We start from the raw sequence: 19,351 nt of genomic DNA on the forward strand, positions 1-19,351 counted from the left end.
CAATTCAAACAGCAGAACTTTAAGATTAATACTCTCCACGGCTCTTTCTCTCCTAGCGATAATCGGAGGGATTACATCTTGTGTCTCCCCAAAGTCGATTGTATATTTCCAAGGAGATTCAGTTCGCTACTCTTCACAGGAAATTACCCAGCAATATGTGCCCAAAATTCAGCCCAGTGATATTCTCTCCATTATAGTTGGAAGCTTAAACGCTGAGGCTAACGAAGTTTTTAATACCCCGAACCTTTTCACTACCGCTAGCACCAACTACTCCAATGTAGGTGGTCCTCGTGTGCAGCCGCTTGGCTATCTGGTAGACACCGACGGCAACATTGAAATCCCGCTTATTGGCAAGCTTCGGGTGGGCGGCCTCAGGACAACAGACGCTGCCGATACCATCAGAACCAGATTGCAGGCATTTCTAAAAGAGCCTTCCGTCATCGTGCGTAACTTGAACTTCAAAGTTTCAGTAATGGGGGAAGTTAAGCTGCCAGGAGTTTATGTAATTCCCGATGAGAAGATCACGCTGCCCGAAGTAATGAGCCTTGCGGGCGATTTGACCATTTATGGAAACAGGAGCAATGTCATGATCATCCGTGAAGAGAACGGAAAGCGGGAATATGCCCGCGTCGACCTGACTTCACGGGAAATTTTTAATTCGCCTTACTATTATCTGCATAAGAACGATGTCATTTACGTAGAGCCCGTTAAAGCAAAGATGCTGGATACGGACAGTCGCGTAAGAACGGTCCCTCTAATTGTAAGTATCGTTGGTGGGATAAGCACATTGGGAATTCTGATTCTCAACCTTACCAAGTAAGTTACAAGCAGAAAAAAAGCAATTATATACTCAACATATGGAAGACAGGAATTTTAACGGCTTACCTTCGGCAGGCGAAGAGAAAAGCCAGGACTTTGACCTCAACGATTATATCCGGCGACTGATCAGATATTGGTACCTTTTCCCAATATTTCTGTTTTTGATGCTAACCGTTGCATTTTTCTATTTACAGATTACCCAACCGACCTATAGTGCCAAGACCAGTATTCTTATTAAGGAAGAAAAAAGCTTAACTGGTTCACAGGGGGACATACTTACCGAAATGAGTTCCCAATTCGGGGGAAATAAGACTGTGGAAAATGAAATGGAAGTTTTCAAATCCCAGACACTTATTGAGCAGGTCGTTAAAGAACTAAGCCTAGACGTCAGCTACACTACCAAAGAGGGTTTGCGCACGGTAGATCTCTATAATGAAAGCCCGATTATCATTACACCTGAGATCATTACTGAATATGGCTACGAGGAGCCTCTCGTCATTCATATTGAAGACAGTACTCATTTCAGGTTCAACGATGAAGACAAGTTATTTTCATTCAATCAGCGTTTCCGCAACAATTGGGGTGCGTTTGTATTGAAAAGAGGAGCCCCTTCCGATGTAAAGGACATTACTATTCACTTTACCGAGGTGAAGAGCCTTGCCGAACGGATTTTAAACAGGATTTCAGTGCAGCAACCGAATGTAAAAAGTACGGTACTGGAAATCAGCTACGAGGATGTCAATGTTCAGCGGTCCAAAGATGTGCTTAACAAATTATTGGACGTTTATATACAATCCTCTCTGAATGACAAAAACAGCGAGGCGAGCAACACGCTCAAATTCATTGAAAACCGGCTCGGGTTAATCACCGGAGAGCTTGGTGATGTTGAAAAGGACGTGGAGTCTTACAAGACGAATCAGGGAATTACAGACATCAGCGCGGAATCACAACTTTTCCTGGAAAATATCAAGGAGAATGATTCCAAGCTCAATGAGGTCAACACTAAAATCAGTATCCTTGAAAGTGTAGATAACTACATTTCCAATGCTGGTGAAGGCGCCGTAGCGCCCGCAACATACATGATAGACGACCCCGTACTCGTATCGCTGCTCACAAAGTTCAATGAACTCGAATTGCAACGCGAAAAGTACGCCAGAACAACGTCTCCCAACAACCCGTTGTTACAGACTATTAACACACAATTGGCAGGAACCAGGCAATCGATCAAGGAAAACGTTCAGAACCTTAAACGCGGGATGGCCGTCACAAAACGGAATCTTGAGTCTATCAACACACGTTTTTCAGCTGGTCTAAGATCCATCCCCAAGAAGGAAAGAGAGTTTGTTGGAATCAAGCGTCAGCAATCTATTAAGGAGGAGCTGTATTTGTACCTGCTCCAGAAAAGAGAAGAGACCGCATTGGCGTATGCATCTACCGTTACAGATAGCCGCCTGATCGACGCCCCTATTGCCACCTTCAAGCCGATTAAGCCTAAAAAGGCAATGGTTTGGGGAATAGCAGGCGCGCTGGGTATCATCCTCCCTCTCGGACTGATCAACCTGTTGTTTCTACTGAAAAATACGGTTCAGTCAAGGGAAGAGATAGAAAAAACTACTCATTCGTCGATTCTGGGCGAAATTGGTCAGATGAAAAACGTAATCAACGGTGTGCCAGGTGATGAGTCGATCATCAAGATGACCAGCAGAAGTGCTGTTGCCGAGCAGTTCCGCGCTCTGAGGACCAATTTACAGTACCTTGGCGACGGCAAATGCAGGGTGATCATGTTTACGTCCTCCATCGGTGGCGAAGGCAAGAGCTTTGTCAGCATAAATCTGGCAGCCAGCTTGGCATATTCGGATAAAAGAGTCCTGCTGATCGGATTGGATCTCAGGAAACCGACGCTGCATGAACGTTTGGGAGTTCCCAATAAAGTCGGGGCATCCAATTGCCTTATTGGCCAGGGGCATTTCGAAGATTTCATTCAGTCTACGGGTGTCCATCCTAAATTTGATGTATTGGCAAGTGGTCCTATTCCACCCAATCCATCTGAATTGCTAAGCAACGGAAAGTTGCCGCTTCTGATTAAAGAACTAAGAGAGGTTTATGACTATATACTCATAGATTCTCCGCCATACGGGCTTGTTACGGATTCAGCCTTAATCGCAGAACACGTTGATGCTACATTGTATATCGTTCGTTTCAACTATACGATTCTCGATCACCTGAAACGTATCGGCGAGTTGCAAAAGGCAAAACGGTTTGCCAACTTCTCCATTATTTTCAATGGTGTCAATTATGGTGCCGGTTACGGATACGGATATGGATACGGTGGTTACGGATATGGCTATTATGCCGAAGAGTCTGAAACCTCAGGACAAAATGTAGCCAGCAAGCTTAAGAAGCTGGTGGGCCGGGGATAATCAATAATTATAAAGGCTACATGAAAATACATGTAGCCTTTATAATTATTCTTCTGTTTTTAAGAAAGTCCGGCATCTTGAATATGATACTATTAAGCGATATTTGCATTAATTTAATGTTTTTGACTGAAAATTTTTAAAATGCAAAAATTGCACTATATTTATACTGAGATGAGTATATAATACATATTTATCCAGGTCAAACTCAACGTTAAATAAAATATGATGTCAAATCACCAAAGTCCGATGATTCTATCGGGCAACGAATTACTTCGTTCTGCCTTCCGTGCAACGCCTGAAAATAGCCAAATCGCTTCCAGGCCATAGCGTTCTCTTCCGGGTATTTCTTCAATCATTTTCTTTTTTCAATTTATGAAAATTGCAGTAGTTGGTACGGGCTATGTAGGCCTTGTTACGGGTACCTGTTTCGCTGAAACGGGCAATCAGGTCACTTGTGTAGATATTGACGAAAATAAAGTAGCCCGTCTTAAAAACGGCGAAATTCCTATATACGAGCCCGGCCTCGATGTTCTGTTTGATCGTAATATCGCTGAGGACCGGTTAAAATTCACAACCGATCTGACCGAGGGTATAGAAGGCGCCCAGGTAATATTTCTGGCGCTTCCGACTCCTCCCGGCGAAGATGGATCGGCTGATCTTAAATACATTCTGGGTGTGGCAAAGGATTTGGGCCCACTTCTAAAAAACTACGCCGTTATCGTCGATAAGAGTACGGTTCCCGTAGGAACTGCAGAACGCGTAAGGGCTGCCATAGCGAAAAATGCCACCGTAGACTTCGACGTCGTATCCAATCCTGAATTCCTGAGAGAGGGTGTGGCTGTTGAAGATTTCATGAAGCCCGACCGGGTTGTAATCGGTACCACCTCGGAACAGGCCAAAAAAGTAATGGAATCTCTTTACGCGCCGCTGGTTCGGCAGGGAAACCCCGTCATTTTTATGGACGAACGCTCTGCCGAGATGACTAAATACGCGGCAAACTCGTTCCTGGCAATGAAGATCACCTTCATGAACGAAATTGCCAATTTATGTGAAAGAGTTGGTGCCAACGTTGACGACATTCGTCGCGGCATAGGCACCGACAGCCGAATCGGCAAACGCTTTCTCTTCGCAGGCATCGGCTACGGAGGCAGCTGTTTCCCAAAAGATGTACAGGCCCTGGCCAAAACCTCCTCCGACTATGGTTATGACTTCCGGACTTTGAAATCTGTCATGGACGTAAATGACGCCCAGAAAAAGAGATTGTTACCGATTGTGAAAGACTACTTCGAGGGAGACCTGAGAGGCAAGACAATCGCGGTCTGGGGGCTGGCTTTCAAACCTTATACAGACGACATCCGGGAAGCGCCGGCTCTTGAAAATATTAAAGCGCTACTGGCAGAAGGAGCGAACGTGACCGCGTATGACCCGGAAGCGATGGAAAACGTGAAACGACTAATTCCGGAACCTACCTACTGCCACACCGCATATGCTGCATTGGATGATGCCGACGCTTTGATGATTTTTACAGAATGGCCGCAATTCCGTACCCCGGATTTTGCGAAAATGAGTAAACTGCTAAAAAACAAAGTGATCTTTGACGGCCGGAACCTGTACGAGCTTGATCAAATGCGTGATTTGGGTTTCACCTATTACAGCATTGGCAGGGAAGCGCAAAATGTACAGGTATTAGCTGAATAATTTCTGACCATCAAATCTCAAAGCAATACCACATCGCCAAATCGATTCATCCCGTATGCTGATAAAGTGGCGGACGAATTCAATAGTGCAGAGAATACAAGGGCCATTTGACAGGCCCCGGGTATGATGAGTCTGAGTACAGCGATGATCTCACCACAAACCTCGAAGTATGAATAAGGATACAAAAATATATATAGCCGGACACCGGGGAATGGTAGGTTCAGCAATTTTAAGAGCCCTAACGGCCCAGGGATACCGGAACCTAGTCACCCGAACCTCCTCAGAGCTCGATTTGCGCGACCCCGTCGGGGTTGCAGCTTTTTACCGCGAAGAAAAACCTGACTACGTGTTTCTTGCCGCCGCGAAGGTCGGTGGTATTGTAGCCAATAATACCTTCAGGGCAGAGTTTCTCTACGAAAACCTGATGATTGAGGCGAATATCATTCATCAATCCCATTTGCACGGTGTTACAAAATTAATGTTCCTTGGTTCTTCCTGCATTTATCCGAAATTTGCGCCTCAGCCGCTCAAAGAAGAATATCTGTTAACAGGACTGCTGGAAGAAACCAATGAGCCCTACGCGATCGCTAAGATCGCCGGGATAAAACTGTGTGAAGCATACCGCGATCAGTACGGAAGCAATTTCATAAGCGTAATGCCCACCAACCTTTACGGCTATGGTGACAATTACGACTTACAAAACTCGCATGTACTACCCGCATTGATACGGAAATTTCATGAGGCAAAAGTAAACGAAAAGCCATTTGTTGAGGCTTGGGGCACTGGCTCTCCAAAACGGGAATTTCTATTTGCGGATGATCTGGCGGATGCCTGTATCTATTTGATGAAACATTATAACGAACGTGAGCTCGTCAATATCGGAACCGGCGAAGATTTGTCTATCAAGGATTTAACCGAACTGATCGCAAAGACGATCGGGTATCGGGGCGACATTCGCTGGGATAATTCCAAACCTGACGGCACTCCGAGAAAACTCATGGATGTATCAAAGCTACATAACCTTGGATGGAAGCATACAGTGGAGCTCCCGGAAGGTATTTTGTCAGCATACCAGGACTTTCTGAAAAACCAAGAAATTTATGCCGCCTGAGACCTGATCACAGGTTTTCATGGCTTTTAACAAAACAACTAACTTAATATGTCAAAAGTAGCATTAATTACAGGTGTAACCGGACAAGACGGCGCATATCTAACCGAACTGTTGCTTAGTAAAAACTACACAGTCCATGGTGTAAAACGCAGGAGCTCGCTGTTCAATACAGATCGTATTGACCATTTGTATGAAGATCCGCACGTTACTAATCCCAGATTCATTCTTCACTACGGAGACCTGACGGATTCTATGAACCTAACCAGGATTATCCAGGAAGTGCAGCCCGATGAAATTTACAATCTTGCTGCAATGAGTCATGTTCAGGTTAGCTTTGAGATGCCGGAATACACTGCTAATGCCGACGGAATCGGAACGCTGCGTATTCTTGAGGCCGTGCGGCTTCTAGGTTTGACAAAAAAGACCAAAATATATCAGGCATCTACCTCAGAACTGTATGGTTTGGTGCAAGCTGTGCCTCAATCGGAAACCACTCCCTTCTATCCGAGGTCTCCTTATGCTGTTGCCAAGTTGTACGCCTACTGGATTACTGTCAACTATCGTGAGGCGTATGGCATGTTCGCATCCAATGGCATACTATTCAACCACGAATCGCCATTGCGCGGCGAAACTTTCGTTACCAGGAAAATAACCCGTGCCGCCGCTAAGATTGTACTTGGCTTGCAGGACTGCCTGTACATGGGGAACATAGATGCGCAACGTGACTGGGGACATGCAAAAGACTATGTCGAAGCGATGTATCTAATCCTCCAACAGGAAGTGTCGGAAGATTTCGTTATCGCCACCGGCGTTACTACCAGGGTTCGCGAATTCATCCGGATGACTTTTGCTTTTCTTGGTGTGGAACTTGCTTTTACAGGATCCGAGGAAAATGAAGTTGGCACCATTGCGTCAATCGACTCAAAAAGGCTTGCTGAGTTGGGAATCGCAGAAGGAGAGCATTTGAAGACAGGGACTGTAGTGTTAAAAATTGACCCACGCTACTACCGTCCGACGGAAGTGGAACTTCTGATCGGTGATCCTACAAAATCACAGGAAAAACTGGGCTGGAAGCCAAAGCACACGTTGGAAACGCTTATCGAAGATATGGCGAGCTCGGATCTGAGGCTCTTTCAAAAAGATCAGTTACTTTTAAAAGAAGGCTTTGGCGTTTTGAACTACTTTGAATAATATGAAAGTTTTAGTCACAGGCAGTGCCGGGTTTATTGGATTCCACACGGTCCAGCAACTATTGCAAAATGGATTTGATGTTGTCGGTCTCGACAACATCAATGACTACTATTCCCCCCAGCTCAAATACGCGAGGCTAAAAGAAGCAGGTATTCATCAGGACGAAATCAAGTGGTATCAACTTACGCAGAGTGCCACTTATCCTGCCTATCGCTTCGTCAGAATGAACCTCGAGGATAAACAGCAGCTTTTCAGCCTGTTTCAATCAGAGTTGTTCGACATTGTAATCAACCTGGCGGCACAGGCGGGGGTCCGATACTCCATCGAAAACCCGGATGTTTATGTTCAGTCCAATATTGTAGGATTCCATTACATACTTGAGGCATGCAGATATTTCCCTGTCAAGCATCTGGTACATGCGTCCTCTTCCTCGGTATATGGTGCTAATGCCAAGATCCCTTTTTCAGAGGAAGACAAGGTGGACTCACCGGTCAGTTTGTATGCTGCCACCAAGAAAAGCAATGAACTGATGGCACATTCATATAGTCATCTGTACAACATTCCGATAACCTGTCTGCGGTTCTTTACTGTGTATGGCCCCTGGGGGCGCCCGGATATGGCTCCCATGCTATTTGCGAAGGCAATATCTGACAGTAAGCCGATTAAAGTGTTCAACAACGGCGAGATGCAGCGGGACTTCACCTATGTCGATGATATCGTCAATGGGATCGTAAAAACCTCGCTTACGCCTTTTACCGAACAACCCCAGTATAGGGTCTTAAACATCGGAAACGGATCCCCTGTTGACCTGATGGAATTCATCACCGAGCTGGAAAAAGGCCTGGGCAAGCCCGCCCTGAAGAACTTCATGCCAATGCAGCCGGGAGATGTTCCGAAAACCTGGGCGGATCAGGAAAAGCTTGAACAAATTACGCATTACAAGCCTAATGTAACTCTAAAATTAGGTTTACAACAATTCGCCGAATGGTTTAAGAATTACTTCCATTCTTAAATGAACTTGTAGCGGAATTAGCTTATGAATTTTCTGAAAACAGGAATCCAGGCCGTCAAACCAAGAATTCAACCCTATTACGTTCTCATTGCTAATTTCGGGTATCTTTCTTTGTTGCAGATTTTCAACCTGGCACTTCCCTTACTAACCTATCCCTACCTGATACGCGTATTGGGAAAGGAAGCATATGGTATGGTGATCTATTCACAAGCCATCGTAAGCTATCTTGTTGTCTTCGTTAACTTCGGCTTTAACATCACAGCTACCAAAGATATCAGTGTCCACAGAGACAGTCCGGAGAAAATAACGGAGATCGCAAGCAGTGTTTTTACGGTAAAAGGACTCCTTTTTCTTTTCTCATGGATCATCATGTTTTGTGTCCTGAAATTGTCCGGAGATTTGCAGGCGTATGCAAATCTTTTTTACCTGACGCTGTGGATGTGTCTCAACGAGTTCTTGTTTCCGCTTTGGTATTTCCAGGGCACCGAAAAAATGAAGTACATTACGCTGCTCACCCTGGCCAGCAGAATGTTCTTCCTGGTGTTTATCTTTCTGCTGGTCCGCTCAGATAATGATTATTTGCTGATACCGATCATCAATGGGGTTGGCTCCATGATCTCTTGTGTTATCGCTCTGCTTATTCTGAGGAGATCCGGGGTTGGGTTCAGATTCCAACCCTTTTCGACCCTCATGGAATACATCAGGAAAGCCTACATTATGGCCCTGTCGTACGGTGCTAATATCTTCAAAACCAATTTTAGCGTCATTGTCGTAAAGCACTTTTTCACTTTGAATGAAGTGGTCTACTTCGACCTGGCCATGAAGATCATCAACCTTGGAATTACCTTTCTGGATCTGATCAGTCAGGCCGTGTTCCCCAGAATGAGCCGTCTGAAGGATACCGTTTTCCTGAAAAAGATCATTGGCATATCGCTGGCAATCTCCATCATTCTTATGGTTGCCGTCCAGGCCTTTGCCCCCTTTATCGTCAAAACGCTGGGAGGCAATGATATGATCGCTGCGGTTCAGTTAACCAGAATCATGGCTGCCAACCTCCCCGTGTACATCGTCGGCGCTCTGCTTGGCAGGAACTGTCTCCTGGTGTATGGTTATGACAGGCCGATACTCAGCAGCATGGCTTATTCTGCACTGGTGTATCTCCTGTTGATAGTCATATACGCCAGTGTATACAAGACACACGATCTCGTCATTTTTGCTTATATATATCTGCTCTCGTTCCTGTTTGAATCGGTTCTCAGATATCAGGCCTGTTTGAAAAGAAAACTATTATAGCATGAAGTTTAAAGACATGGCAGCTATCAAGGCTATAAAATTAGTGTTTAACGCATTCATCGATGTTTATCACAGCCTGATCTACTACCGGACGATAAAAGTTTATTTGTGCAATCATTTAACGATTGGCATCAAATACCTGAAGCATCAGAACACTTCATTCCCTCACCCGGTAGGTATAGTACTGGGGATGAAAGTCCGGCTCGGTAAAAACTGCGTAATTTATCAGAATGTTACCGTTGGAACGAAGGAAACGAAGAATTTCATGGTTGCTCCCTACCCTACCATTGAAGACAACGTAACGATATTTGCAAACTCAGTGATTTTCGGGGATGTTACAATTGGTGCAAACTCAATAATTGGCGCCGGCTCAGTCGTATTTACAGACATCCCCCGCAACAGTGTCGTAGCAGGTAACCCTGCCAAAGTTATTAAACAGTTCAACGTTTAACGCTGCATAACCAATCGACAAATTAAATATCATAATGGAAAAAACAACAAATGTGTCCGTTATAATGAGTGTTTATAATGAGCCCTTGGAATGGTTATGCAAAGCTATTGACTCCGTACTAGATCAAACATTCACAGATTTCGAATTTATTATCATTAATGATAACCCGGAGAATAAAGGCATTGCCACCGTACTTGATAAATATAGCGCCAAAGATCCAAGGGTATCAATTCTAAAGAACCAGGTCAATATAGGACTCACCAAGTCCCTCAATATTGGGCTTCGTCATGCAAAGGGAAAATACATTGCCAGGATGGACGCAGACGACATCTCTGAACCTCACCGGTTCCAAACGCAATATGAATTCATGGAGAGTAACCCTGATTGTGTTGTATGTGGAAGCTGGATGATAAAGTTTAACGATTCCGGTCTGCAGCAATTAGTAAAGGAACCTACCAGCAATGATGAAATAAGAAGCTTGCTTCTTATGCGGAATTGTATCGCACATCCGACAGTCTTCATGAGAAAAGAAGTACTCATTGCGAATTCCATTACCTATAACGAGGGGGTGAGATATTCGCAGGATTACGATCTTTTCAGCAGGCTTGCGATGTTCGGGAATTTAGCCAATATCTCCGAGCCTCTACTCAAATATCGCCAGTCAGGTCAGCAGATATCGACAAGCAAGAGCAAGGAGCAACGGGCACTTGGATACGGTATCGCTTACCGATATTTCAAGACGGTGCTTAAATCACACGAATTATCCGTTAACGAGGAGAGACTGTTATCCAAAATCAAAAAACTTGGGGTCAACGAGCTGGAAAAAAAGTATCTGATCTCTTCCTACTATTCCAATATTCGCCTGAAAAACAGCATACTGGTTCCGATTCTGAATGGGGACTTGTTCAAATTAAAGGACTTATATTTATCATGTATCAAAAGATCGTATTTCAGGTCGCATGAGATTTAGCGGAGCTATTGACAACCCCGGTGGCATAATTTTCTAATTACAAAAGAATATGTACCTATTTAAAGACTGGAAAAATAACCCCCAGAATATTAAGGGGCGCCTAATCATGATCGGATTTCGTCTTTCCCATCTTGCTTCCAGAAACCGCTTTTTGTTTGTGATTCTAATACCTCAGCTGGTGATATACAGAGTTGTTGTGGAATGGATCCTTGGTGTAGAGCTGCCTTATAAGACAATTATCAAGGGAGCACTTACATTATACCACGGCCAGGCACTCGTTGTGAATGATGGGACTGTGATCGGCTCTAATTGTAAACTCAGACATTCCACCACAATCGGAACGAAGCAATTTTCAGATGGGACCTATTCCACGTGTCCAATCATCGGAGACAATGTCGACATTGGCTCCAATGTATGCATCATCGGAAATATTAAGATTGGCAACAACGTCAGAATTGGCGCTGGAAGTGTTGTGGTCAAAGATATTCCGGATAATTCCACAGTTGTGGGAAATCCGGCTCGGATTATACCAAAGAAGGCCTAGATCACGGGACATTTTACTATGAATGTCATATAAAGACAAAAATACTAAATGAAAACCAAAGCAATCATCGATAATTACCCTGTACAACGCAGATATATTGCATATACGTTCCTGGTATTTATCGTACTGTTCTTGATATCTGCTTTCAGAACATTCGATGTAGGAACAGATACGATCACCTACGTGCAAGGGTATATAAACCCCAGAATCAGTATCCAAAACAGAAACATTGGATACAACTACATGATTGATTTCCTGCGGTATTTTAGTACGGAGCCCCGGTTTTTCCTGATCAGTGTATCTCTGATCACACAGGTGTTTATTTTTCTTGCTATTATTAAATTCACCAAATATCCCTTATTTGGAATAATACTATATGGTTTAATATTCTACTGCCTGAGTTTGAATATATTAAGGCAGTTCATTGTAACTTCACTCTTTTACTATTTCGGAATTACACTTATTCAAAATAGAAAGCTTATTCCATACACTATTCTGATTGCTCTGCTTTTCACGATTCACGAGCTTTCTTTAATTTTATTTCCGTTGTATTTTTTCAGTCGGAGGCTCTCATCTAAAATGATATACCTCGCGATATGGCTTTTCTCGCTCGCTTTTCTTCTACTGAATCAGATAAGTAATTTATTCACCTATCTGAAAAAAGTAGATGTGTTTTTAAAAGTAATCATATCAAATCTACCAAATTACTTTTCCGAAATAGATAAGCTTGCTAATAGCGAAGTATCTTTAAACGGAGTTCTTTTAGATCAGGTAGTATTCATAGTTATGTATTATCTGATTTTTCACTCCCGAAAGGTTGTCGTGAATCAGAGAGTCATTATCTTCTTCAATATATTTTTCGTTGGAATAATTTTTCAAAATATATTCTTTTTTATTAGCGTCATTCAGCGGCTTTCGCTGCTCCTGATCTTTGCAAATGTCTTCCTGTCGGCAAATCTGCTATACAAGTTGCAGTATCGCATCGTATTTGTTGTTGTATTTTTCGTGTTGTTCTATATCCGGTTTGTAGTTAACGGCATCTCGGGCATCTTTCATTGAGTTATGCAACTATTTTTAGCTGCACCACTCTGCACTTATGATAGGGTTTGAGTAAAACCATTTGTATGCACCCAGAAATCACTAATATCCGTTGAAAATCCTATTTGTACATACTTCGTATCGTTTAAAAGGTGGCGAAGATGCCGTCTTTGCTACTGAACAGGCAATGCTGGCAGATAATCACGATGTTCTACCACTCACGTTTGCTAACGAAATGGGTATAAAGGGGGCTTTACAGTTCTTACTTTCCGTTTGGAACGTTCGTGCAGCACGGAGGCTAAAAGAGGCAATAGATCAATTTAAGCCGGATGTTGTGCATGTACACAATTTCCATTATGCGCTCGGCCCGTTGGTCATACGGATTTGCAAAAAAAGAGGTATTCCAACGGTCGTAACGCTCCACAATTATCGTTTGTTATGTCCATCGGCGATATTGCAATACAGGGGAAAAATATTTACGGAGAGTTTGTCGGAATCATTTCCATGGACTGCGATTAAACTAAAAGTATATCGAAATTCGTTTTTTCAAACATTCTGGCTGGCATTCGTTACCTGGATCCACAAAAAAGCCGGCACCTGGAGGTCGGCCGATCGATACATCTTGCTGACCGACTTCGCAAAAGACCTATTCCTGAAATCGAATCTAAGATTAGAACCCTCACAACTCATTGTAAAACCAAATTTCGTAGAGGAAATCTCTTCGAAACCACAAATGCGTGAAAGCCACTTCCTCTTCGTCGGACGGCTTGTCGAAGAGAAAGGAGTACAGGTTTTATTGGATGCCTTTGTTGGAAGCGACCAACAATTGAAAATCGCGGGGGGCGGAAACCTTGTAGAGGAGCTCAAACTGATCTGTGATGCGAATCCAAATATCGAATATCTGGGTGAGTTGGATAAACCGGCAGTCATCGACGCCATGAGCAAATGCACAGCACTGATTTTTCCGTCGACCTGGTTCGAGGGGATGCCAATGACAATATTGGAAGCATTCTCCCTGGGTACGCCGGTTATCGCGTCAAACATCGGCGCAATGCAAACGATCATTGAAAATGGGTTTAATGGCCTCCACTTTAATGTAGGTGATTCGAATGCCCTTTCACAAGCTGTGAGGTATTGGGCAAAAATGGATGAAAGAGATAAGGAAAAGTTTGGAGAAAATGCCTATCAAACCTTTTGCCAAAAATATTCCAGATCCAGAAATGAGGCCCAGCTTGTAACAATCTATGAGTCGCTGACGAATAATGCTGTGCTTGATTAGTACACACCACTAACTACATATTTATGAGCCATATACGTAAATCGATAATACTGATTCTTGGCTTTGTCGCTTGTCTGACTGCGCAGGGCCTGACTGTATTCGGACAGCAAACTGATGTATATTATTTGGCTAAGACTTCTTCCGGTTCAGGCGATGGTTCTTTCGAACGTCCTTTCAACGACTTTGATAAACTTCAGCAGGTTGTTGGTGAAAAAAGGCGTGCAGGTCGAAATGTCAAAGTAATCATCCGGCAGGGGACATATGAGCTTTCCAAACCGCTCTTGTTCACAGCGGATCAACCTGATTCACTGCTGTCTATCGAATATTCCGCATATAAAGGAGAAAAAGTAACCATAAGCGGAGGAAAGATACTTAAGGGCAATTGGGCAAAAACTGAAAAAAATAATATCTGGAAGTTGAAAATAGCATCCTTTAACAGGGCCACTGACGTGTTTCGTGCGCTGTTCGTCAATGGCAAAAGACTTCAGCGGGCGACATCGGATACGCTGTTCAGCTCCGCTAATTCGCTATACAAATCCAGATACAAACCCTGGGATTTCCCTTCCCTTCCCAGGATTTCCGCCGATTCCATAGAGGTATTTTGTGGTTTTGAATACAGCAATAACTCACTTGATTCGCTCAAAGATCTCTCCGGAGAAGTTATTGTTTATAATAGCTGGGAGGCATCCTGGCACACAATTCGAAGCATCGACAAGGACAAACATATCGTTAATTTCCATAATCCTGCCACCTATCCTGTCGGTTTTTTTGGTTCAAAAGTGAGGTTCAGGGTTGAGAACTCGAAAGACTATCTGGACACTCCCGGTGAATGGCTCCTCGACTACGATAGCGGTGAGCTTCTTTACTACGCAAATCCAAATGAGAATCCAAATTCCCTGAATTTCGTTGCATCGAGAATAAATACGCTTCTAAGCATTAACGGAGACGGTCAAAATGGAAAATTCGTGAACAATATTAAATTCTCAAACATCGACTTTAGCTATTCTGAACCAAAATGGGGCGTAAATAAGATATCCTCCCGGAACAAAGCGGCAGACGCAGCTAAGTACCCCTGGCTTGATCTTAAGTCTGGCTTCTCTTCAAATCAAGGCGCTTTGGATTGTGGGGCTGCGATCCTCCTTGAGTCCGCAAGAGGCTGTTCTTTTGAAAACTGCACTTTCAGTCATTTAGGGAATTATGCCATTTGGATCGGAGATTATTCAGCAAAAAACACGGTCAGTAACTCCAAAATAGTTGACAATGGAGGCGGAGGAATAATTATTGGCATTGACGCAATTGGCGGAATACGCAAAAGCTGGCCGGCATCGAGGCCGCCATCAGGAAACAACGTCATTAACTGCACGATAGATGATTGTGGTAAGTTCTTTCCGTCGGGCCTGGGTATCGGAATTATGCAAGCCAGCAACAATGTAATCAAGGGAAATAAAATCAAAAATCTCCCTTATTCAGGGATAAGTGTGGGTTGGTCCTTCAACTCGGAAGACACTTATACTAAAAATAACCTCATCGAATATAACTACATTGAAAACGTGCTGACTACACTCGCAGATGGTGGAGGCATATACACTCTAGGTAATCAAAGTGGATCAATATATCAGTATAACTACATTAAAAACATCAACAGACAAAAAAACACCGTTGGTGGAAATAACGGATTCTTCTTTGACCAAGGTTCATCAGGTTTCAAAGTCATCAAGAATGTCGTAGAGAATATCCAGAATGAAGACTATCGATTTAATAAATCTGATCGATCCAAAATATCGTTCATGGACAATCATTTTCAAAAAATGGAGTCAAACGAGAGTACAAAAAAGGCCGTCGAAAAAGTCCTAAAAATAAAGTAGCTCATTTGCAGCATTAAGGCACGTTACTCAACAAAATATCCGATCTGGAAAAGACTATGAAGCACCGATTTACAACTCTCGATTCGTTCAGAGGGCTATTCGCCTTTATTGTAGCTATATATCACTACAAATCAGCTGGCCCTATTGGTAACTTGGCCCTCATTCAGAAAGGACCTCATTTTGTCGACTTCTTTTTTGTGCTCAGCGGCTTCATTATCTATCATAATTACTTCGATCTTTCGAAGGGCTCCGCACAACAAAATTTCATCAAGAATCGACTTCTGAGACTTTATCCATTGCATTTTGTGATGCTTATCGTCTTTCTTCTGATGGAATGTGCCAAATTTGTATTATATAATTATGGGATATTTAAGAGTCCTGTTTTTGAGAAGAACAATGTCACATCATTTGTTGTCAATATTTTCTTTCTGCAATCATTCAATATTACGCCTTTGTCGTGGAATTATCCCAGTTGGAGCATTAGCGCGGAGATTGTAGCATATATTGCGTTTTGCGTTTCTATTGTGCACATCAGAAAGCTCAACTCGCGATTCCGCTCCATCATGTTTTTGGGAATATCTCTGTTGTCGCTTACTGCTATCAGGTTAATATTTGATAGCTTCAACATCGAATTGACAAACAATTACAGTATGTTCAGATGCATGTTCGGGTTCTTTATTGGCTGTTTCACATATGAATTATATTGTCAAATTTCCACCTATTCACCCGGCAGTGTACAGTTCACGATCTGGGAATTTTTGACACTGTCCGTAAGCCTTCTGGCGACCATGTATTTACCGGAAGATTTCAACTTCATTCTTCCTGTTTTCTATGCACTTACAATCCTTTGTTTTGCTTTTGAAAAAGGAGCAATGTCTTCATGGTTAACCAATAAATTATTTTTGTCTATCGGGACGTTGTCCTACTCAATTTACATGACCCACGCTGCCGTTGCTGTGGTATTTGAAATTGTAGTAAAAGTTATAAAGAAAGACTCTCCCGCCTTTCTTACTTTAACACTGGGTATATATGTGATCACTGTATACCTCATTTCCATGTTCACCTATGAGTACATTGAAGTCCGGTTAAGGCGGTGGCTAAAAATGGCATTTGAACCTAAAACTAAACTAGCCGTCGACTCAGCAGAAGTGGGGAACTAAATTCTCTGATAACAATTGAGTTTTCATATTCCATTTGTTTCCCACCCGGAAATGAATATTGAAAATTAATAAACCTACAAGTTGCTATACGACTGGGTTAAAACACAAAATAATATGACTGTGGTAGATTTAAAACTGGAAAAGGTTAAGTTCATTAATTGCAGAATCAGCTCAGGAACATATCTGTCTTTTGTTGATCAAATATTGAAACTTGCTGCTGCCAAACAGTCTTCGTACGTCTGTGTAATGAATGTGCACATGCTCGTGGAAGCCCAATCCGATCCGGCCTTTGCCAACATCGTTGACAACGCGGATGTAGTTACTCCCGACGGGATGCCATTGGTTGTCGGCATTAATAAGTTGTACAATAGCAAGCAGCAACGCGTTGCCGGAATGGATCTTATGCATTCATTACTGGAAGGCGCCCAAAATAGAAATCAGAGCGTCTACTTCTATGGCTCAACCGACGAGGTCCTGCAATCCATAGTGGATCGAAGTGAAAAAGATTATCCGGATTTGAGGATTGCCGGAAGCTACTCTCCGCCATTCAGGGCATTAACCGAGGCCGAAGAGCAGGCGATCATTGACAGAATAAACCTTTCCAACGCAAATTTGGTATTTGTTGCGCTCGGTTGTCCAAAACAGGAAAAATGGATGGCTGCAATGAAGGGGAGAGTGAATGCGGCAATGATCGGCCTCGGTGGGGCATTTCCGGTATTCGCGGGTATTCAATCGCGTGCACCGATGTGGATGCAAAAAAGTAGCCTTGAATGGCTTTACAGACTGTGTCAGGAACCCGGGCGACTGTGGAAGCGCTATTTTGTAACAAATACGCTATTTATGGGCTTGTACTTAAAAGAATATGTCAGTGTGAAGGTACTCAATAAGGTACCGTGATCTTCCATTGGGATTTCTCCGGAAGACTTTTTCAAACAACAGAGAGCCCTCCCCTCGGCAGTCGCTGTCTGACGCTTATCAAAATGCGTCGCTTTTGCCAACTATCAAGTTCCGCCATATTCGTCTGCATATGAACCCGATGGTTGGCAAAAGTCACTCTCATTCCTTCTCTTTCTTTCGGTAGGCCTCAGCGCTTCTAATCACATTGAATACCCGGTTTCCCGGGATGGCCTCAGTTAACGAGTGACAAATGCGCCCGGCTCTCGTGAAGAGTGAATAAATCTAGTCAGAAACTGATGGGATTCAAACCAAGTCCATTTATCCCACACAACTATTTAACCAATACGATTTTCCTGGACTCTGACCTCTCCCCTACCTGCATCTTGATAATATATACACCATCCGCTTGCTGCCTCAAATCGATCATTTGGTGGTCTTTCTTTCCTATGCCAGTTATTTTCTGTGTAGCGACGATCTGGCCTACAGAGTTGACAACTGATAGCAGGGCCTGTTGTTCCATTGGGATTGCAAAGTGGATAGCAATACGTCCGTTTGTCGGATTAGGCGAAGCGACAAGACCCCAGTCAAGTTGTTCACCATCTGGAACGGAACGCACATTTGCCGGACTTGTTTGCTCCTCAGCCGATGTCCTGGCTGAGGATGGGCAGGTAACGCTTTTGGGGGAGCCCGGCAATGTATAGGTACTATTCTGGACTCGCACAGTCAATTGTCTCTGCTGGCCATTTTTAAGCACCTCCGGAAGAACCAGCCTGAAACCGTAATTCCGCGTCCCAATGCTCATATCTCCACGATAAATATTTGCAACAGTAGTACCCACCACAGTAGTGCCCTCCATGATCTCGACCGTTAAAGAAGTATTGGGATAATTGCTTGCCCATACCCAACCAGCCACTTTATTGCAATCCGCTACCTCGAAATTACCATTGTAGATCGCAGGTGCGGCGCAGGTCAAACTCCGGGGAGAGCCCGGAAGCACATACGTGCTTCCTTTCACCCGCACGCTGAGTTGGTGTGCCTGGCCATTCTTCAATGAAGATGGCAACGGGATATTAAAACCATAGTTTTTAGTACCCTGGGTCAGGTCGCCGCGATAATTTCCGGCAGTTCCTGTCGCTAAGACCGTATTCCCCTCCATCAGCTCGACGACCAGCGTGGAATCAGGATAATTCGTGGCACTTACCCAACCGGCAACTTTGTTACAATCCGCTACTTCGAAATTGCCATTGTAAGTCGCAGAAGCTGCACAAGTTATACTCCGGGGCGATCCCGGGAGCACATAGGTACTTCCTTTCACCCGCACGCTTAACTGCCGGACCCGCCCGTTCTTCAATGACAATGGCAGCGGGATATTGAAACCATAGTTCTTGGTTCCCTGGCTCAGGTCGCCCCGGTAAATCCCTGCCGTTCCTGTCGCTAAAACAGTACTTCCTTCCAGCAGCTCAACCACCAGTGTCGAATCCGGGTAGTTGCTTGCACTTACCCAGCCCGCAATTTTATTACAATCTGCTATCTCGAAATTGCCATTATAAATCGCCGGTGCGGCACAGGTAACTGTCCGCGGCGAGCCCGGGAGGATAAATGT

General features: G+C 43.7%; 16 protein-coding genes. 15 read left to right on the forward strand and 1 reads right to left on the reverse strand.

Annotation, left to right across the window (positions count from 1 at the left end; genetic code table 11):
• Positions 1-157 precede the first annotated feature (157 nt).
• The 15 genes from BP71_RS21755 (at position 158) to BP71_RS21825 (ending at position 17,748) form a co-directional block, all read left to right on the forward strand.
• Positions 158-820, forward strand: a complete 663-nt coding sequence (locus BP71_RS21755; protein WP_496383096.1) for a polysaccharide biosynthesis/export family protein — start codon at positions 158-160, stop codon at positions 818-820.
• Positions 821-857: 37 nt separating this feature from the next.
• Positions 858-3,239, forward strand: coding sequence for a GumC family protein (locus BP71_RS21760; protein WP_496383098.1), 2,382 nt, complete (start codon positions 858-860; stop codon positions 3,237-3,239).
• Positions 3,240-3,611: 372 nt separating this feature from the next.
• Complete coding sequence (locus BP71_RS21765) at positions 3,612-4,937, forward strand: UDP-glucose dehydrogenase family protein (RefSeq protein ID WP_496383100.1); 1,326 nt, start codon at positions 3,612-3,614, stop codon at positions 4,935-4,937.
• 169 nt (positions 4,938-5,106) lie between these two features.
• Positions 5,107-6,048, forward strand: coding sequence for a GDP-L-fucose synthase family protein (locus BP71_RS21770; RefSeq protein WP_496383102.1), 942 nt, complete (start codon positions 5,107-5,109; stop codon positions 6,046-6,048).
• Positions 6,049-6,096: 48 nt separating this feature from the next.
• The gene (gmd, locus tag BP71_RS21775; protein ID WP_496383104.1) at positions 6,097-7,239 is read left to right on the forward strand and encodes a GDP-mannose 4,6-dehydratase; all 1,143 of its coding nucleotides are present in this window, start codon (positions 6,097-6,099) and stop codon (positions 7,237-7,239) included.
• A 1-nt stretch (position 7,240) separates the two neighbouring features.
• A complete protein-coding gene (locus tag BP71_RS21780; RefSeq protein WP_496383106.1) occupies positions 7,241-8,251 on the forward strand; it encodes an NAD-dependent epimerase/dehydratase family protein in 1,011 nt (336 codons plus the stop codon).
• 24 nt (positions 8,252-8,275) lie between these two features.
• The gene (locus tag BP71_RS21785) at positions 8,276-9,544 is read left to right on the forward strand and encodes an oligosaccharide flippase family protein (RefSeq protein ID WP_496383108.1); all 1,269 of its coding nucleotides are present in this window, start codon (positions 8,276-8,278) and stop codon (positions 9,542-9,544) included.
• 1 nt (position 9,545) lies between these two features.
• The gene (locus tag BP71_RS21790) at positions 9,546-9,995 is read left to right on the forward strand and encodes a serine O-acetyltransferase (RefSeq protein ID WP_496383110.1); all 450 of its coding nucleotides are present in this window, start codon (positions 9,546-9,548) and stop codon (positions 9,993-9,995) included.
• 64 nt (positions 9,996-10,059) lie between these two features.
• Positions 10,060-10,965: a glycosyltransferase gene (locus BP71_RS21795; protein ID WP_496383146.1), complete on the forward strand. Its 906-nt coding sequence runs from the start codon at positions 10,060-10,062 to the stop codon at positions 10,963-10,965.
• 178 nt (positions 10,966-11,143) lie between these two features.
• On the forward strand, positions 11,144-11,509 hold the full coding sequence (locus tag BP71_RS21800) for a serine O-acetyltransferase (RefSeq protein ID WP_496383112.1): 366 nt from the start codon (positions 11,144-11,146) through the stop codon (positions 11,507-11,509).
• Between the two features lie 48 nt (positions 11,510-11,557).
• Positions 11,558-12,568, forward strand: a complete 1,011-nt coding sequence (locus BP71_RS21805; protein ID WP_496383114.1) for an EpsG family protein — start codon at positions 11,558-11,560, stop codon at positions 12,566-12,568.
• A 91-nt stretch (positions 12,569-12,659) separates the two neighbouring features.
• Entirely contained in the window at positions 12,660-13,826 is a 1,167-nt protein-coding gene (locus BP71_RS21810) for a glycosyltransferase family 4 protein (protein ID WP_496383116.1), read from the forward strand.
• Positions 13,827-13,849: 23 nt separating this feature from the next.
• A complete protein-coding gene (locus BP71_RS21815) occupies positions 13,850-15,691 on the forward strand; it encodes a right-handed parallel beta-helix repeat-containing protein (protein WP_496383118.1) in 1,842 nt (613 codons plus the stop codon).
• 56 nt (positions 15,692-15,747) lie between these two features.
• Positions 15,748-16,851 carry an acyltransferase family protein gene (locus tag BP71_RS21820; protein WP_496383120.1) on the forward strand — a complete coding sequence of 368 codons (1,104 nt, stop codon included), beginning with the start codon at positions 15,748-15,750 and terminating at the stop codon, positions 16,849-16,851.
• Positions 16,852-16,965: 114 nt separating this feature from the next.
• Entirely contained in the window at positions 16,966-17,748 is a 783-nt protein-coding gene (locus tag BP71_RS21825) for a WecB/TagA/CpsF family glycosyltransferase (protein ID WP_496383122.1), read from the forward strand.
• Positions 17,749-18,079: 331 nt separating this feature from the next.
• On the opposite strand, the gene BP71_RS21830 is transcribed toward BP71_RS21825, so the two are convergent.
• Positions 18,080-19,351, reverse strand: a 1,272-nt coding sequence (locus BP71_RS21830; RefSeq protein ID WP_496383124.1) for a T9SS type A sorting domain-containing protein, incomplete at its 5' end; no start/stop codon positions are given.

This window comes from Dyadobacter ginsengisoli DSM 21015, assembly GCF_059568735.1.